9 protein-coding genes are annotated in these 14852 nt (G+C 33.7%); 5 read left to right on the forward strand and 4 right to left on the reverse strand.

What is annotated here, in order from left to right; genetic code table 11:
- Window positions 1–90: 90 nt before the first annotated feature.
- Both Q4Q47_RS10070 and Q4Q47_RS10075 read right to left on the reverse strand, forming a co-directional pair.
- A complete protein-coding gene (locus Q4Q47_RS10070; RefSeq protein WP_303306529.1) occupies window positions 91–1215 on the reverse strand; it encodes a hypothetical protein in 1125 nt (374 codons plus the stop codon).
- A 13-nt stretch (window positions 1216–1228) separates the two neighbouring features.
- Window positions 1229–1969 carry a hypothetical protein gene (locus tag Q4Q47_RS10075; protein ID WP_303306530.1) on the reverse strand — a complete coding sequence of 247 codons (741 nt, stop codon included), beginning with the start codon at window positions 1967–1969 and terminating at the stop codon, window positions 1229–1231.
- A 195-nt stretch (window positions 1970–2164) separates the two neighbouring features.
- On the opposite strand from Q4Q47_RS10075, the gene Q4Q47_RS10080 reads away from it, so the two are divergent.
- From Q4Q47_RS10080 to Q4Q47_RS10100, 5 genes are all read left to right on the forward strand, one after another.
- Window positions 2165–2326, forward strand: coding sequence for a hypothetical protein (locus Q4Q47_RS10080; RefSeq protein ID WP_303306531.1), 162 nt, complete (start codon window positions 2165–2167; stop codon window positions 2324–2326).
- Window positions 2327–2443: 117 nt separating this feature from the next.
- The gene (locus Q4Q47_RS10085) at window positions 2444–4375 is read left to right on the forward strand and encodes a tetratricopeptide repeat-containing sensor histidine kinase (RefSeq protein ID WP_303306532.1); all 1932 of its coding nucleotides are present in this window, start codon (window positions 2444–2446) and stop codon (window positions 4373–4375) included.
- Between the two features lie 7 nt (window positions 4376–4382).
- Window positions 4383–5051, forward strand: a complete 669-nt coding sequence (locus Q4Q47_RS10090) for a response regulator (RefSeq protein WP_303306533.1) — start codon at window positions 4383–4385, stop codon at window positions 5049–5051.
- A gap of 146 nt (window positions 5052–5197) precedes the next feature.
- Window positions 5198–6748, forward strand: coding sequence for a M48 family metalloprotease (locus Q4Q47_RS10095; protein WP_303306534.1), 1551 nt, complete (start codon window positions 5198–5200; stop codon window positions 6746–6748).
- 3 nt (window positions 6749–6751) lie between these two features.
- Entirely contained in the window at window positions 6752–8248 is a 1497-nt protein-coding gene (locus Q4Q47_RS10100; protein ID WP_303306535.1) for a VWA domain-containing protein, read from the forward strand.
- 420 nt (window positions 8249–8668) lie between these two features.
- Here Q4Q47_RS10100 and Q4Q47_RS10105 read toward each other — a convergent pair whose 3' ends face one another.
- Both Q4Q47_RS10105 and gltB read right to left on the reverse strand, forming a co-directional pair.
- Entirely contained in the window at window positions 8669–10132 is a 1464-nt protein-coding gene (locus Q4Q47_RS10105) for a glutamate synthase subunit beta (protein ID WP_303306536.1), read from the reverse strand.
- Between the two features lie 4 nt (window positions 10133–10136).
- Entirely contained in the window at window positions 10137–14651 is a 4515-nt protein-coding gene (gltB, locus tag Q4Q47_RS10110; RefSeq protein ID WP_303306537.1) for a glutamate synthase large subunit, read from the reverse strand.
- Between the last annotated feature and the right edge of the window lie 201 nt (window positions 14652–14852).

Here is a 14852-nt window from a genome sequence, read left to right on the forward strand (position 1 = left end):
AGATGAACAGAATAAAAAAACGATGAAATACGCCTTTTGATTCGATTTTGGAAAAATAAACTCTAATGGTCTTTTTAGATAAGCTTTAATCTAATACATATCAAACTTCCAAATACCATTTTGGTTGATCAATCGGCCTTCCCAGCTACTCCCTTTTCGCCTTAGGAACTTAAAGAAATCGCTCACTTTTTTGGGGCTATTTTCTGCATCATAGGCGGTCTGCTGCTTTATGTAGGTAGCTCGTCCCTTTTCTGTTAAAACAAGTCTTACTATAGCAGTATTTTTAGTATGTGAGACCACTTCAATTTTATTGCTAAAACCATAACTATATTTATTGGAATCTACAGAAGAAAGTTGTGTATAAAGTTTAGTCGTTGTGGTATTTTTAACGGTGATTTGCGATCTATTATTTAAGCCTCTTAAAAATAACTGCGTACTGGATTTAATATTTTCTAAATCAATATCACTATCCTTTTTTGTATTAGTAGTACTAGAAGTGTGCGTCTGTACAATACAATTTGGTGCTGTGTTAGTATAAACACCATCTGAAACAGAAAGGGTTTTATAATATACAGATCTTGTTTCAATGGCGCCAGAACCATTTATTTTATTACCTAATAAATACTTATACCAATTTTTTTGTTTTGCATTTTTACTTTCATGGTTAATACATAGCATGATGGTTTTTGGCAAAGTAGTATGCAATAAATTAGAGGTTACAAAATCTATATTTAGCATGCCATGAGCGTCAATTGACGCTTTATGTTGTACGAGAATAGCCTGCTGTTCTTTTTCATATATTAAAACAGCGTTTACCGTTACATTTTCTGCCAAAGCAGCGGTTGTATTTGCTAATTTTAAAACAAACTTATGTTTATCTTTTAGCCATATAAAACTATTATCTACCAAATGTAGTTTTGCATATATAGGAGACGTAGCTCTTTTTATGGCTACGTTTTTTTGTTCTTCTGTTTTTTTATTTGGTGTTTGTATAGTAGAACTCTTTTGCTCTTTAACAATAGGTTCTTTTTTGTGGAAAGAATCTATGGCTTGTTTTTCTTTAAGATTGGTTGTTAATACTTCTTTTTCTGATGGAGCGGTATCTTTTTTCTCAAACAGAATATCCACAAGCTTAAAAAGCACGAGAGAAATCACTAAAATTTTAGAAATAGTAGTTAACCAAAATTTTATTTTTCGTTCTGTTTTTAAATCCATAATCCTGTTAATATTATATAAGATCTTCTAACAAATCCTCATGAGTACCATCATAGTCATCTAAAAATGCTTCAAAAATACTTCCGGTATCCATAATATCATAGTCAATGGAAACAAAAAACAGACCTAAAGCTCCCAATGTGTTATGCATAAAATGTGCTTGTTTTAGCTTTTGCTGTAATTCGTCTATTTTAATTTCCATATGCGCTATCATTTTGGTTTTTATGGCCAGATCATCATTCATCTTCTGCTGTAAATCTTCAAAGCGCTGTAATATTTTTTGTTCCATAGTGGCTACCAAATTACTCAAAGGTTGTTGCTCTACATTGTTTTTAAGTTGTATATACTGGTCTTGTTGCTGTTCTAAAAACTGTATTTTTTCGGGCTTTGCTTTAAATATATCTTGAATTACAGCAGTTGTAGGACTATTTTTTGTGTAATGTTCTTCTATTTTTTCGCGGTAACCTTTCGCGATCTTTAAAAATTTTTCTTCAGGATTTTCAAAATAATAAGCGCAAAGTACATTTAGGGTTTTTAAAGTAGGCTTATAAATTTTTCGTTCCAATCTATTTTTTGCAAGTTCTTCCCTAAGGTCAAAAGCGCGTTTTATAGTACGCGCATCAATTTCTTTTTTAGCAGCGACTCCTTCTTCTGCTATTTTTTTGTAGTCAATAGTAGCCTCATCAGCCAAAATAAGGTCTGTAATATAGATAAATGCAGGAAGATATTCTTCTGTGAGTTTTGTAATTGGCATGTGCCAAATGTAGTTAAAAACTTTATTGTGAAAAAACCAGTCATGTTTTCCATGACGGTCATGACAGCACTTTCATCCGGCTTCCTTGTTCCTTTGAAATGTACTTAAAAGCACACCGGTTTAAGCTTTTGCAAGTACAAAGAAACGCCTCAAATTTTCTTAACCGCATTTATTAACATTTAAAATTTTAACATTATGAAAAATTTAGCAAGATTAATATGCATGGGAATCTTATTGGCTTCAACAGTAACATCGTGTACTAAAACAGATTTGGAAACAGATAATATGGAAGAAGTAAATCCGCAAAGTACGGAAGGCGGAGATGAAAAAATTAAAGCACTCCCTACTGGCGGTTAATTTGTAATTTTTGCATTACATAAATTATAATCTAAAAGTCATACTATAAGTATGACTTTTTTTATTAGTTTTATGCAGTGATTTTCTAAATACCTCATTGCAAGCTGTATAACTAAAATGTTAAGCGATACTACGATTCAAAAGTTTTCTATAAGTATTTTAATAGTATTGTTTGTTTTTGGATGCAAAAAAAATGATACTTATAGAACAAAGAATAAGCCTGAACGATTTTTAGAATTAAGCAAAAATAAATCTACAAGGTTAAAAGATAAAGTAGTCTATATTGATAGTGCTTTCTATATGTCACAACAATTGCCTTTAGATTCTTTGGCTTTGGCAGTTATTTCTCAGAAAGGCTTTTTACATCTCCAACAACAAGAAAATGATAGTTTTTTCTATTACAATCGGTTTTTGGCAAAGCAATCCCAAAAGATTGATAATAAGCGTTACAAAGCTATAGCCTCTTTTAATTTAGGCTATTATTATGACGAGTTTAGCAACTTTCCAGATAGTGCTTTTTACTACTACCGTATAGCAAAAAATGTTTTTTTAAAAGCAGGAGATAGTGTAAAAGTAGGCGAGGCCACTATGAATATTGCTATGTTGCAAAATGTTCAAAATAATTTTTTTGGAGCCAAAGAAAGCCTAGTGGAAGCTTTACAGTATTTAAGTAAGAGCTCAGAAAAAAAATATCTGGCCTCTATATATAACGAGTTAGCAACAAACAATCATAAATTACTAAATTACAGGGATGCTATTGAATATTATCAAAAGGCCATAGCAATTACAGATGTTAAAAGTCATGTTGTCAGCTATCAAAATAATTTAGCTTTTTCATATATAGAACAAGGAAACTATAACAGAGCCACGAGCATGCTACAAGAATTGCTAATGGACTCTTTGTTACAAAAAGGCTCTACCCGCTATGCCAGAATATTACATAATTTGAGTTATGCTCAATGGCGCAATGGTAAAGATAGTGTCCTCCCTGCGTTTTTAGAAGCCCTTAAGATTCGTAAAAACAAAAAAGACAAACGAGGGCAAATCCAAAGCTATACCAATTTAGGAGAATATTATGCTGATCAAAATCCTAAAAAAGCCAGTCGCTATTTAGATACAGTGATACAATTGGCTAAAGAAATAAAAAGCCCTAAAGCAGAAACCGATGCCTTGCAACTTTTAATGAAATTATATGCCAAAAATATAGCTTATAGAGACCGCTATATTTTTTTAAAAGACAGTCTGTATCAGCAGGAGCTTAAAGTAAAAACACAGTTTGCAAAAATGCGTTATGATGATCAGCAAGAAAAAGAGCAAATTTTAAGGTTACAAAGAGTAGCGGCAGAAGAAAAAGCTGCTTTAGCAGTTCAAAAAGGACAAAAGATATTGTTTTTGTCGCTTAGTGGTTTATTATTAATAGGCGGAGTGCTTTTATATTATGCTTTAAGACAGCGGTATAAAAAAGAGAAATTAAAAGAAGTTTATAAGACAGAAAAGCAGATTAGCAAACGTTTACATGATGAGCTTTCAAACGATATTTATGGTTTAATGGCTGCCATTGAGCAAAGCCCTAATGTAGATAGCCCTTATCTTTTAGATGGTTTGGAAAAAATCTATAAACATACAAGAACCATTTCTCATGATCATCGAGAAATTGCTACGGGAACAGAATTTGCAGTTGAGCTTAAAGATACTTTAGGTGCTTTTTATAACAAAGAGACTACCGTAATGGTTAAAGGTTTAGAAACCATTGCATGGGAAAAAGTGCCAGAGTATAAATGTGTAGCCATTCATAGAAGCCTTAAAGAGTTTATGGTGAATATGAAAAAACATAGCGAGGCCAGTTTGGTTGCTATCGATTTTAAACAAGACAGGAAACAACTGCATATTACTTATTCAGATAATGGAATAGGCATGGATGCCTCGCAAAAATTTGGAGTAGGTCTCAATAATACGGTTTCCCGTATTGCTGGTGTTAATGGGAAAATTAAATTTGACTCTGAAAATGGTCATAGAACAAAAATTGACATTGTAATTCCTTTTAATTAACACAGGTATGTTTAAAAAAGTACTTCTCGTAGAAGATATTGATAGTATAGGTTATGGTATTGCTATAAAAATAAAGCAAGAGATTGGGGTGGCAAATATAATCATGACCCAGTATTGTGATGATGCTTATTTAAAATTTATAAAAGCAGAAAAAGATAAGGAACCTTTTGATCTTTTAATTACAGACCTTTCTTTTAAAAAAGATTATAGAAATAGTACTATATCTTCTGGAGAGCAATTGATTAAAAAATTACGAGATCAAAATTACGACATTCCTATTATTGTGTATTCCATTGAAGAGCGTCCTTCTGTAGTTAAAAAATTAATAGATAGGTATAATATTTCCGCTTATGTTGTTAAAGGTCGAAACTGTACCAAAAGCATGATTAATGCGCTAAAGACCGTTAAAAAGGGTGAGCGTTTTACTTCTATAGAATTGGCAGCAACTCTAAGAAAAAAGGAAATCTTTACATTAGAAGAATTTGATGCTGTCTTACTACATCAACTATCTATAGGGAATACTCAGGAAGAAATTTCTATTATTTTAAAAGAAAAAAGCATTTCACCAAGTAGCTTAAGTTCTATAGAAAAAAGACTTAATAGATTAAAGGAAGAACTTAAAGCTAAAACAACCATACAACTAGTGGCTAATGCCAAAGACTTAGGTTTAATATAGTACAACTCTTGCGTGTTAGGTTAATTCTCACAAACACGCTTAAATACACAAAAAATCTTCTTTTTTACGGTTTCCCGTAACGACTTAAAAGGTATAGGGATTACGTTTGTTAGTACGCTATATATTAACAAAATAACATATCCAAAATGAAAACTAATTTAAAGTTATTGTGGTATGGAGTACTTTTATTATGTACTCAATACCTGTCTGCTCAAAAAGAAGAAATCTGGAAAGAAACGACTGTTTTTGAATTTAATGCCCCTTATGAAACCATTACCATTAATTATGACGATGAAGAATTTGTCTTTAATGTAACAGAAAAAACCAAATTTTTACTTGGAAAAAAGCAACGTATTTCTAAAGAGAGAATTTCAATAGGGAGTACTGTAGATGTTGCTATAATTATAGAAAATAGGAAAAGAGTATTAACTAAAATACTCCTTAATAAAGATGAATATGGAGAGGTGAAAAAGTTCGAAGGGGTCATTGAATCATATAAAGGCGATACTGCAGTTATAGACGGAAGAAAAGTGGCATTAACTGATAAGACGACCATAAAATGTAATGGAGGGACAGATTGTGCCTGTAGTAAAGGAAGAAGCTTTTTGGGTTTTGATGAGCTTGAATTAGGAAGTTTTTTAACTGTTTACGGAGAGCAAAATGAAGATGGTGTTTATAGGGCTTCTAAAATAGAAGTTTGTAAAAACACACATGGTAAAATAGATCAAGAATACATGTTAAACTTATCTAAAGATTTTGATGCCTCTAATCTTAACCAATTTAAGAAGATACCGAGTAATGTGTTTAAAGCGGCTAACGGATTGCATAATGGGACTATAAAGTTGGGGAATTTAGAATTTAAGTTATTGGATGATATTAGAGTACAGGGATATATCAATATGATAGGGAACCGTATATTGCCAACTTACGTTAAAGAAGATGGTTTTTCTGAAGAACACGAAGTTGTTTTTAGATTTTATGTTATTGAAAACGACGTGCCTAATGCCGCTGCATTACCTAATGGGATGATATTTATACACACAGGGCTGTTAAGACTTATGGAAAATGAAGCCCAAATTGCTACTGTATTAGGGCATGAAATTGCACATGTTACTTATGAGCATGGAATAAGAAAATACAAAACAACCAGACTTACCAATAGTAATTTAGGTAAAAAGACTTCTAAATGGTTAAAAAAAGCCTTTACAAAGAAAATGAATATAGATGAAGGCACCTTGGTTGGTAAAGCTTTAAATACCGCTTTGGAACATACTACTCCAGAAACGGTGATGAGTTTATTTAATAAAAAGAATGAAACGCAATCGGATAGAGCAGGCTTGTATTATATGTCTGAAGCAGGTTATGACCCTAGAGAAGCGGCGAATTTTTGGAAAATCATGATGGAAAGCACAGGGAATCAAAAATTCATGAATAAAGTTTTTAGCTCTACATTAAGTATGGTAAACAATATTGAAACAGATTTAGATAAGACAGATTATGATGCTTTGGGGGAAGATGGCATGAACATATTGGTAAAAAGTCTATTAGAAACTGTATACACATCACATCCTCTCGCTATAAAAAGACTGGGAGATATTAACCATTTGTTAAGTACAACTTATAAAGATGTGAATTTTTCTCAGCTAGATGTTGGTAAAGAATCGTTTTATAAACATATGGGGAAATTTAAAGAATAGGACATGAAAAAGTTAATAGTATTATGTCTATTGTGTAGTGTAATATTTTCTTTTGTAAAATATGTTCCAGAAAAAGGGCTTTATAATGGTGCAACCTTTTCAAATCAAAAGGATGTAATTAATGATTCTGTTGTAAACAAATCATCTACTATTTTTCTTATTGATAAATCTGGTAGTATGGGAGCAAAAGGGAAAAGTGGTAAGTCCAAATGGGAAGAAGCCAAAGAAGCAGCATTAAAAGCAACATCGTCTATTTTAAAGGGGCATAGTGAAAACCAACAAGTAGCTTTTTTAACTTTTTCAGGAGGCTGTGTAGAAGACCCGACGAAACAGCAAACCTTAAATTTTAGCAGTGACTATAAAAAAGTAGAACAACAGCTAAATGCTTTGGGTAGACCTGGAGGCGGAACGCCCTTGCATGAGGCCGTGAGTTCCGCCAAAAAAAGATTGCAGTATTATAGTGCTAATTATGGAGATGGGGACGTATCTAAATTAATTGTTTTAAGTGATGGTGTAGCTACCTGCGGTCGAATAAGGCCTAAGGAAGTATATGGAACAGGAACAACGATGGTTACTATTAATGGAGCTGCTACAAGTAATACTGGTAATAATCACAATAAGAGATATCGAAATAGAACAAATGCAAATAATAGTGCGACAAGTAATAGCTCTAATAGCACTTCGCAAAAAATGAACTCATTTGTTGGGAATACCATTCCAATAAAATATTTTACAATAGGTTTTGATATAAAACCAGGATCGCCGGCAGAACGCGATTTACAATACCTTGCAGGGCAAACCGGAGGTAAATATTTAAATACGCAGAATGAATTTGAATTAACTAGAGCGTTTACAAAATTTTTTAAGGTATACTATCCCAAACTCAATAGTAGCCTTACAAATTTAAACTTTGAAAAAGAACATCTATTTTTATCAGGAGTAGAGGCTATTCAAGAAGAAGTGTATAGAAAAGCACAGCAATTATTTGAAGGTTTTTGTGTCGAAAATCCAGAAGACTATAATGCGCTATTTAATTTAGCGTTAATGTACGAAGCCAATGATTTTCATTTACAGGCTATAGAAAAATTTGAACGGTATTTAAGCCTTCTACCAGATGCCGAAGATAAAGAATGGGTATTGGAACAGATTCAGTTATTACAAAATGATATGCTTCATTTTTTTGATTATACTAAAAAGATTTTAAAAACAGATTTAGAATATTTGGAATTGCATTTTAAGAAAATCCAAAATGGGGAAAGTGTTGCATTGGCACATGAATTCATGGGATTTGTTAAAGAAAAGGAATTTTATTATAATGATTTACCTTCTAAGTTGGGATTAGAAAATAAAAATGAACAGAGACTTTGCAATACCATACAGTCTGGGCTAAATAAATGTGCTAAGTATATTAAAAAGGATCCGGATAATTGGGATAAAAATGCATCATCTTCACTTTCATTAATTTTCTTTAATCTCGAAATATTAATAGACACGTTATAACCTTATTCTTAATTGGAAATGCAACGGCTAATTTAGGTGTCTTTTTCTTTCTGTTTTAAAGTGTAGGATTTTGCTGTTTTTGAAGCGTTTATACAGAATGCAAAATAAAAATGCGAACTTTTTAGTTCGCATTTTGTAATTATCCCAATTATTAGCGAACAATAATTAAGGATAGCAATTTACTTCTTTCAGAAAATATAATTTTAATTCTATAATTCGTTTTATTGGCTAAATACTATCATAAAACAAGAAAACCAGTAAGTGGAAGATTTAGGGGGAATTTGAGTTTTTGTAATTTAAATATTTCAAAAACTGATACAAATATAAAAAAACTTACAAAATACAAAAGTAAAGTACTATTAAAAAATCCTTTTACATTTGTAAAAGGATTTTATCAAGTATATTTAAAAAAGTTTCTTACTACATAGCAACCAGATCTCCAGACATATCTTTAGATGGTAAATTTGATTTGCCCATTAAATAAAGGTCTACTTGTCTGGCAGCTTCACGACCTTCAGAAATGGCCCAAACAATCAATGATTGCCCACGACGCATATCACCAGCAGTAAAGATGTTGGGAATATTCGTTTGGTACTTTCCGTATTCAGCTTTATAATTAGAGCGCGCATCTCTTTCAATACCTAATTTATCAGCTAATGTGCTTTCCGGACCGGTAAACCCAAGTGCTAACAATGCTAAATCGCAAGGCCATATTTTTTCGGTGTCTTCAATTTCTATGAGTTGAGGACGTTGACCAGGAACCATTTTCCATTCCACATTAACTGTTTTTAAAGCGGTAAGTTTGCCGTTTTTATCCGTTATAAATTCCTTAGTATTAATTAACCAGTTACGTTCAACACCTTCCTCATGAGAAGAGGATGTTTTCAACTGCAATGGCCAAAAAGGCCAAGGCGTTGTTGGTGAACGATGTCCAGGTGGTTTCGGCATAATTTCAAAATTTACTACTGATTTTGCACCATGACGGTTTGATGTTCCTACACAATCAGACCCAGTATCACCACCACCAATAACAATCACATTTTTATCAGTCGCTAATACTTGGTCTTTAACTTCTTTACCAAATAATACTTTTGTTTGCTGTGTTAAGAAATCCATGGCCTGTACTACCCCATCAGCATCAATACCAGGAGTTGGTAAGCTTCGTCTTTCTGTCGCGCCCCCACAAAGTACAACTGAGTCGAAAGCTTTTAGCTCTTCCACATCATAATTAACACCAACATTCACATTGGTTTTAAAAGTAATGCCTTCAGCTTCTAAAATAGCTATACGGCGATCTATAATCTCTTTTTCCATTTTAAAATTAGGAATGCCATAACGTAATAACCCTCCAATAGCATCATCTCTTTCAAAAACAGTTACGGTATGCCCTGCTCTATTTAATTGCTGAGCGGCTGCTAAACCAGCAGGCCCCGAACCTACAATTGCAATAGTTTTTCCTGTACGTGTTTTAGGCGGTTGTGGTTTAATCCAACCTTCTTTAAAGGCACGTTCAACAATATTCTTTTCAATATTTTCTATAGATACGGGATCTTCAATAATACCTAGTACACAAGATTTTTCACAAGGTGCCGGACATAAACGACCTGTAAACTCCGGGAAGTTATTAGTGGAATGCAATAACCAAGAGGCTTTTTGCCACTCTCCCTGATGTACCATATGGTTAAAGTCTGGGATTAAATTCCCTAAAGGGCAACCGCTATGGCAAAACGGGATACCACAATCCATACAACGCGATCCTTGTTTCGTCAATTCCGGTTCACTTAATGGAACTGTAAATTCTTTATAATGTTTTACACGGTCTTTTACAGGCGTGTATTTTTCATCTTGTCTTTCAAATTCTTTAAATCCTGTTGCTTTTCCCATGACACTATGCTGTTGTTAGTTCTTCTACCATTTGTTCTTCAGTCTCTAAACGTTTTAAGGCACGCTTATATTCGATTGGCATGACTTTTACAAAATTGCCTAAGCTGGTATTCCAGTCTGCCAATAAATCTTTACCTCGATTACTATCTGTATAAAGTATGTGTTTCTCAATAGATGCTTTAAGTTCTGCTGCATCTTCATTAGAAATATCTTCGAATTCAATGGTCTCTGTATTACATAATCCATTTACAAACTTATTCTCAGGATCATAAACATAGGCAATACCTCCACTCATTCCTGCCGCAAAGTTTCTTCCTGTATGACCTAATACGATCACCTTTCCACCTGTCATATATTCACAACAGTGATCTCCAACACCTTCAACAACTGCTTTAGCACCTGAGTTACGTACAGCGAAACGTTCACCGGCAATTCCATTGATATAAGCTTCGCCTTCAACAGCTCCAAATAGACAAACGTTACCAACAATAACATTGTTTTCCGCTAAGAAATCAGCCTTAGCAGGTTTTTTGATAATTAATTTAGCACCAGATAAACCTTTACCTAAATAATCATTGGTGTTCCCTTCCACGGTAAAGGACAATCCATGTGCTCCAAAAGCTCCAAGGCTTTGTCCGGCAGATCCTGTAAAGTTAATGTTTAAGGTGTCTTCAGGTAGGCCTAGGTGTCCGTATATTTTAGAAATCTCATTACTTACTATAGCTCCTACTGAACGATTGGTGTTATTTATAGGATAATTTAAGTTTGTTTTTTCTTTCCTGTAAATAGCTCTATGAGAGTCTTTTAGTATTTCAAAATCAATAACATTGTCTAAATTATGATCTTGTTGCTCGGTATTTTTAACCGTTAGTTGTTTATAAACTTCAGGCCTGTGTAAAATACTAGATAAGTCTAAACCTTTTGCCTTATAATGTTTGATGGCCTTGTTGGCATTTATCTTATGTGTTTGTCCTACCATTTCGCCCAGAGTTCTAAACCCTAACTGTGCCATAATACCTCTTAATTCTTCAGCTATATAATAAAAGAAATTAATAACGTGCTCTGGTGTGCCTTTAAAGTTTTTACGTAACTCTTTATCTTGAGTTGCAATACCTACCGGGCAAGTGTTTAAATGGCATTTTCGCATCATAATACAGCCAGAGGCTACTAGTGGGGCCGTTGCAAATCCAAATTCCTCGGCACCTAGCAAGGCAGCAATGGCTACATCTCGACCTGTTTTTAATTGGCCGTCACATTCTACGACAATTCTACTTCTTAATTTATTTAAAACCAAGGTCTGCTGTGCTTCCGCTAAGCCAAGTTCCCATGGCAATCCGGCATGTTTTAATGATGTTAATGGCGAAGCTCCTGTACCACCATCATAACCTGAAATTAAAACCACATCGGCTTTGGCTTTTGAAACTCCGGCAGCAATAGTACCTACCCCAACTTCTGAAACCAATTTTACATTAACTCTAGCTTCACGGTTGGCATTTTTTAAATCGAAAATTAATTGAGCTAAATCTTCAATAGAATAAATATCGTGATGAGGTGGTGGCGAAATCAAACCTACGAAAGGAGTCGAGTTTCTTGCTGCAGCAATCCATGGCAATACTTTTTCACCAGGTAGTTGCCCACCTTCTCCTGGTTTTGCACCCTGAGCCATTTTAATTTGAATTTCTTTCGCATTAGTTAAATAATGTGAAGTCACTCCAAAACGCCCTGATGCCACTTGTTTTATTGCTGAGTTACGGCTATCGCCGTTTATATCTTTTTGAAAACGTTTTCTATCTTCTCCACCTTCACCGGAATTTGATTTACCGCCAATACGGTTCATAGCAATGGCTAAATTTTCATGTGCTTCTCTGGAGATTGATCCGTAAGACATGGCGCCAGTTTTAAAACGCTTTACAATCTCGGTCCAAGGTTCCACTTCTTCTAGTGGGATAGGATTTAAATTGTCAAACTCAAATAGTCCACGAATGGTCATTAAGTTTTCTGATTGTTCGTTGATCGCTTTTGAGTACACATCGTAACTTGCTTGATCACTTAGCCTAACAGCTTGTTGTAATTTAGCAACTGTAGTTGGATTAAATAGATGTCTTTCACCATTACGTCTCCATCTATAATCTCCTCCAATATTTAACCCTAAGCGCTTATCAATTAAGTTATCTGGATAAGCTAGTTTATAACGTTGGTTTATTTCTCTTTCGATTTCATATAAACCAATACCTTCTATTCTAGAAGCCGTATAAGGGAAATATTTTTCAACAAATTGAGAGTTGAATCCAACAATTTCGAAAATTTGAGAACCTCTATAAGAATGTAACGTAGAGATTCCTATTTTGTTCATAATTTTTAAAATCCCTTTTCCAATCGCTTTATTGAAATTATCAACTGCTTTTTGCTCGTCCATTCCGGTTATAAAACCTTCTTTTACTTGCATTCTGATAATTTCGTTTACCATATATGGATTTACGGCACTGGCACCATAACCAAACAAGGTAGCAAAATGATGAGGTTCACGAGGTTCTGCAGACTCAATAATAATATCAAAATAAGAGCGCTTGCGTAAGCGGTTCATTTGATGATTTACATAAGAACATGCTAATAAAGAAGGAATAGGTGCGAATTCCTGATTGACACCTCTATCAGATAATATGATGATATTAGTGCCTCTTTCTAAAGCTTTAGTCACTTGTACAATGATATTTTCTAAAGCATCTTCAAGACCATTGAGACCTTGATTTTTAGGGTATAAAATCTCAATAGTTTCGGCTTTAAAGCTTTCAATAGAAATACTTCTTATTTTTTCTAAATCAGCATTAGAAATAACAGGGTTTTGAATTCTAAGTTTTCTACACTGTCTTTCTGTGATACTAAAAATATTTCGGTCTTTACCTAAATTTAAACTAATATCGGTTACAATCTCTTCTCGAATACCATCTAATGGTGGATTGGTAACTTGAGCAAATAATTGTTTAAAGTAATTTGAAATGAGTTGAGGCCTATCAGATAAAACGGCTAAAGGGGTATCAATTCCCATAGATCCTAAAGCTTCTTTTCCTACAACAGCCATAGGCGTAATAACCTCTTGAATATCTTCAAATGTATAATTGAATAAACGCTGTCTTGTTTTTATATCAATCGTTTCAATCGGGCACGTTTCGCTTGTATAAGGAACGTCTTTTAAGTGTAATCTCGTTTTGTCTAACCATTCTTTATATGGTCTTTCTGAAACAATTTTACTTTTAATTTCTTCATCTTCAATAATGCGCCCTTTGTTCATGTCTACCAAGAACATTTTTCCAGGCTCTAATCTACCATGTCTTTCTACATCTTCAGGGTCTATTTCTACAACACCAATTTCAGATGACATAATTAATTTGCCACTTTTGGTAACGGTGTATCTGGAAGGTCTTAACCCATTTCTATCTAATAAAGCACCAATGTAATCACCATCTGTAAAGGGTACAGATGCAGGGCCATCCCATGGTTCCATCAGGCAACCATTATACTCATAAAATGCTTTTCTTTCCTTAGACATGGTCTTGTGTTTTTCCCATGCTTCAGGAATCATCATCATCATAATTTCTGGTAATGATCTCTCTGTGTGAGTTAATAACTCAACCACCATATCCATAGAAGCGGAATCTGACTTACCTGGTAATATGATCGGGAATAATTTGTCTATTTGAGGTCCGAAAACATCACTTTTCATGATTTCCTCACGAACACGCATTCTACTAACATTACCACGAAGTGTATTAATCTCTCCGTTCTGACACATAAAACGGAATGGTTGTGCTAATTCCCAGGTAGGCATCGTATTGGTAGAGAAACGTTGATGTACTAATGCTAAACGTGTTACTAAATCCTGTTGTTGTAAATCGGTATAATAAGGGCCAATATCTTCAGGCATTATAATACCTTTATATATTAAGGTAGTAGTAGATAGGCTTGGCACATAAAAATAGCTGCTTTCAGAAATTTTCGAATTTCTAATAGTGTGCTCCGTAATTTTACGTGCGGCATATAATTTAGCTTTAAAATCGGCTTCACTAATAGGGTCGGTTTTGCCAACAAAAAGTTGTTCAATATTAGGTTCTGAAGCTAAAGCTATTTGGCCTAATTGCCTAGAGTCAACAGGCACTTCTCTCCAGCCTAAGATCGAAAGACCTTGTGCTTTTATTTCATTTTCGAATGTGTCTTTACAGAATTGGTATTGGTTTAATGCTTTTGGTAAGAATACCATCCCAACAGCATATTCTCTTTGTGCCGGGATATTAAAATTACAAACTCTTTTGAAATAATCATGAGGGATATCAATTAATAAGCCAGCACCATCACCAGTTTTTCCATCAGCACTTACACCACCACGGTGTTCTAGCTTTACGAGAATTTCTAAAGCATCATGAATGATTTGATTTGTTTTATCTCCATTAAGATTACAAATAAAACCGGCTCCACAGTTTTCGTGTTCAAATTCGGGTAAATACAGTCCTTGTTTCTTCAGCATAATCAGCAAATTTTGGTTTAAAAACTTGAGTTGAAAAGCTAAGGTATGGACTAAGGTTTGAATAGCAATAGGGGGTATTTCATTATTCCGATTATAGAAATGAAGTTGAGATAAAAATAATTATATATCAATATTAAACGCATTTTTTAATAAATACTCAATCTATTTTTTTTAGAAATAAATACAGATATGTGAATTAAT

This window comes from Flavivirga spongiicola (assembly GCF_030540825.1).
In the GTDB taxonomy this organism is placed as follows: domain Bacteria; phylum Bacteroidota; class Bacteroidia; order Flavobacteriales; family Flavobacteriaceae; genus Flavivirga; species Flavivirga spongiicola.

Coding starts and splice junctions, on each gene's coding strand:
- Q4Q47_RS10070 (WP_303306529.1), bottom strand. CDS start 1,215: ATGGATTTAAAAACAGAACGAAAAATAAAATTTTGGTTAACTACTATT.
- Q4Q47_RS10075 (WP_303306530.1), bottom strand. CDS start 1,969: ATGCCAATTACAAAACTCACAGAAGAATATCTTCCTGCATTTATCTAT.
- Q4Q47_RS10080 (WP_303306531.1), top strand. CDS start 2,165: ATGAAAAATTTAGCAAGATTAATATGCATGGGAATCTTATTGGCTTCA.
- Q4Q47_RS10085 (WP_303306532.1), top strand. CDS start 2,444: ATGTTAAGCGATACTACGATTCAAAAGTTTTCTATAAGTATTTTAATA.
- Q4Q47_RS10090 (WP_303306533.1), top strand. CDS start 4,383: ATGTTTAAAAAAGTACTTCTCGTAGAAGATATTGATAGTATAGGTTAT.
- Q4Q47_RS10095 (WP_303306534.1), top strand. CDS start 5,198: ATGAAAACTAATTTAAAGTTATTGTGGTATGGAGTACTTTTATTATGT.
- Q4Q47_RS10100 (WP_303306535.1), top strand. CDS start 6,752: ATGAAAAAGTTAATAGTATTATGTCTATTGTGTAGTGTAATATTTTCT.
- Q4Q47_RS10105 (WP_303306536.1), bottom strand. CDS start 10,132: ATGGGAAAAGCAACAGGATTTAAAGAATTTGAAAGACAAGATGAAAAA.
- gltB (WP_303306537.1), bottom strand. CDS start 14,651: ATGCTGAAGAAACAAGGACTGTATTTACCCGAATTTGAACACGAAAAC.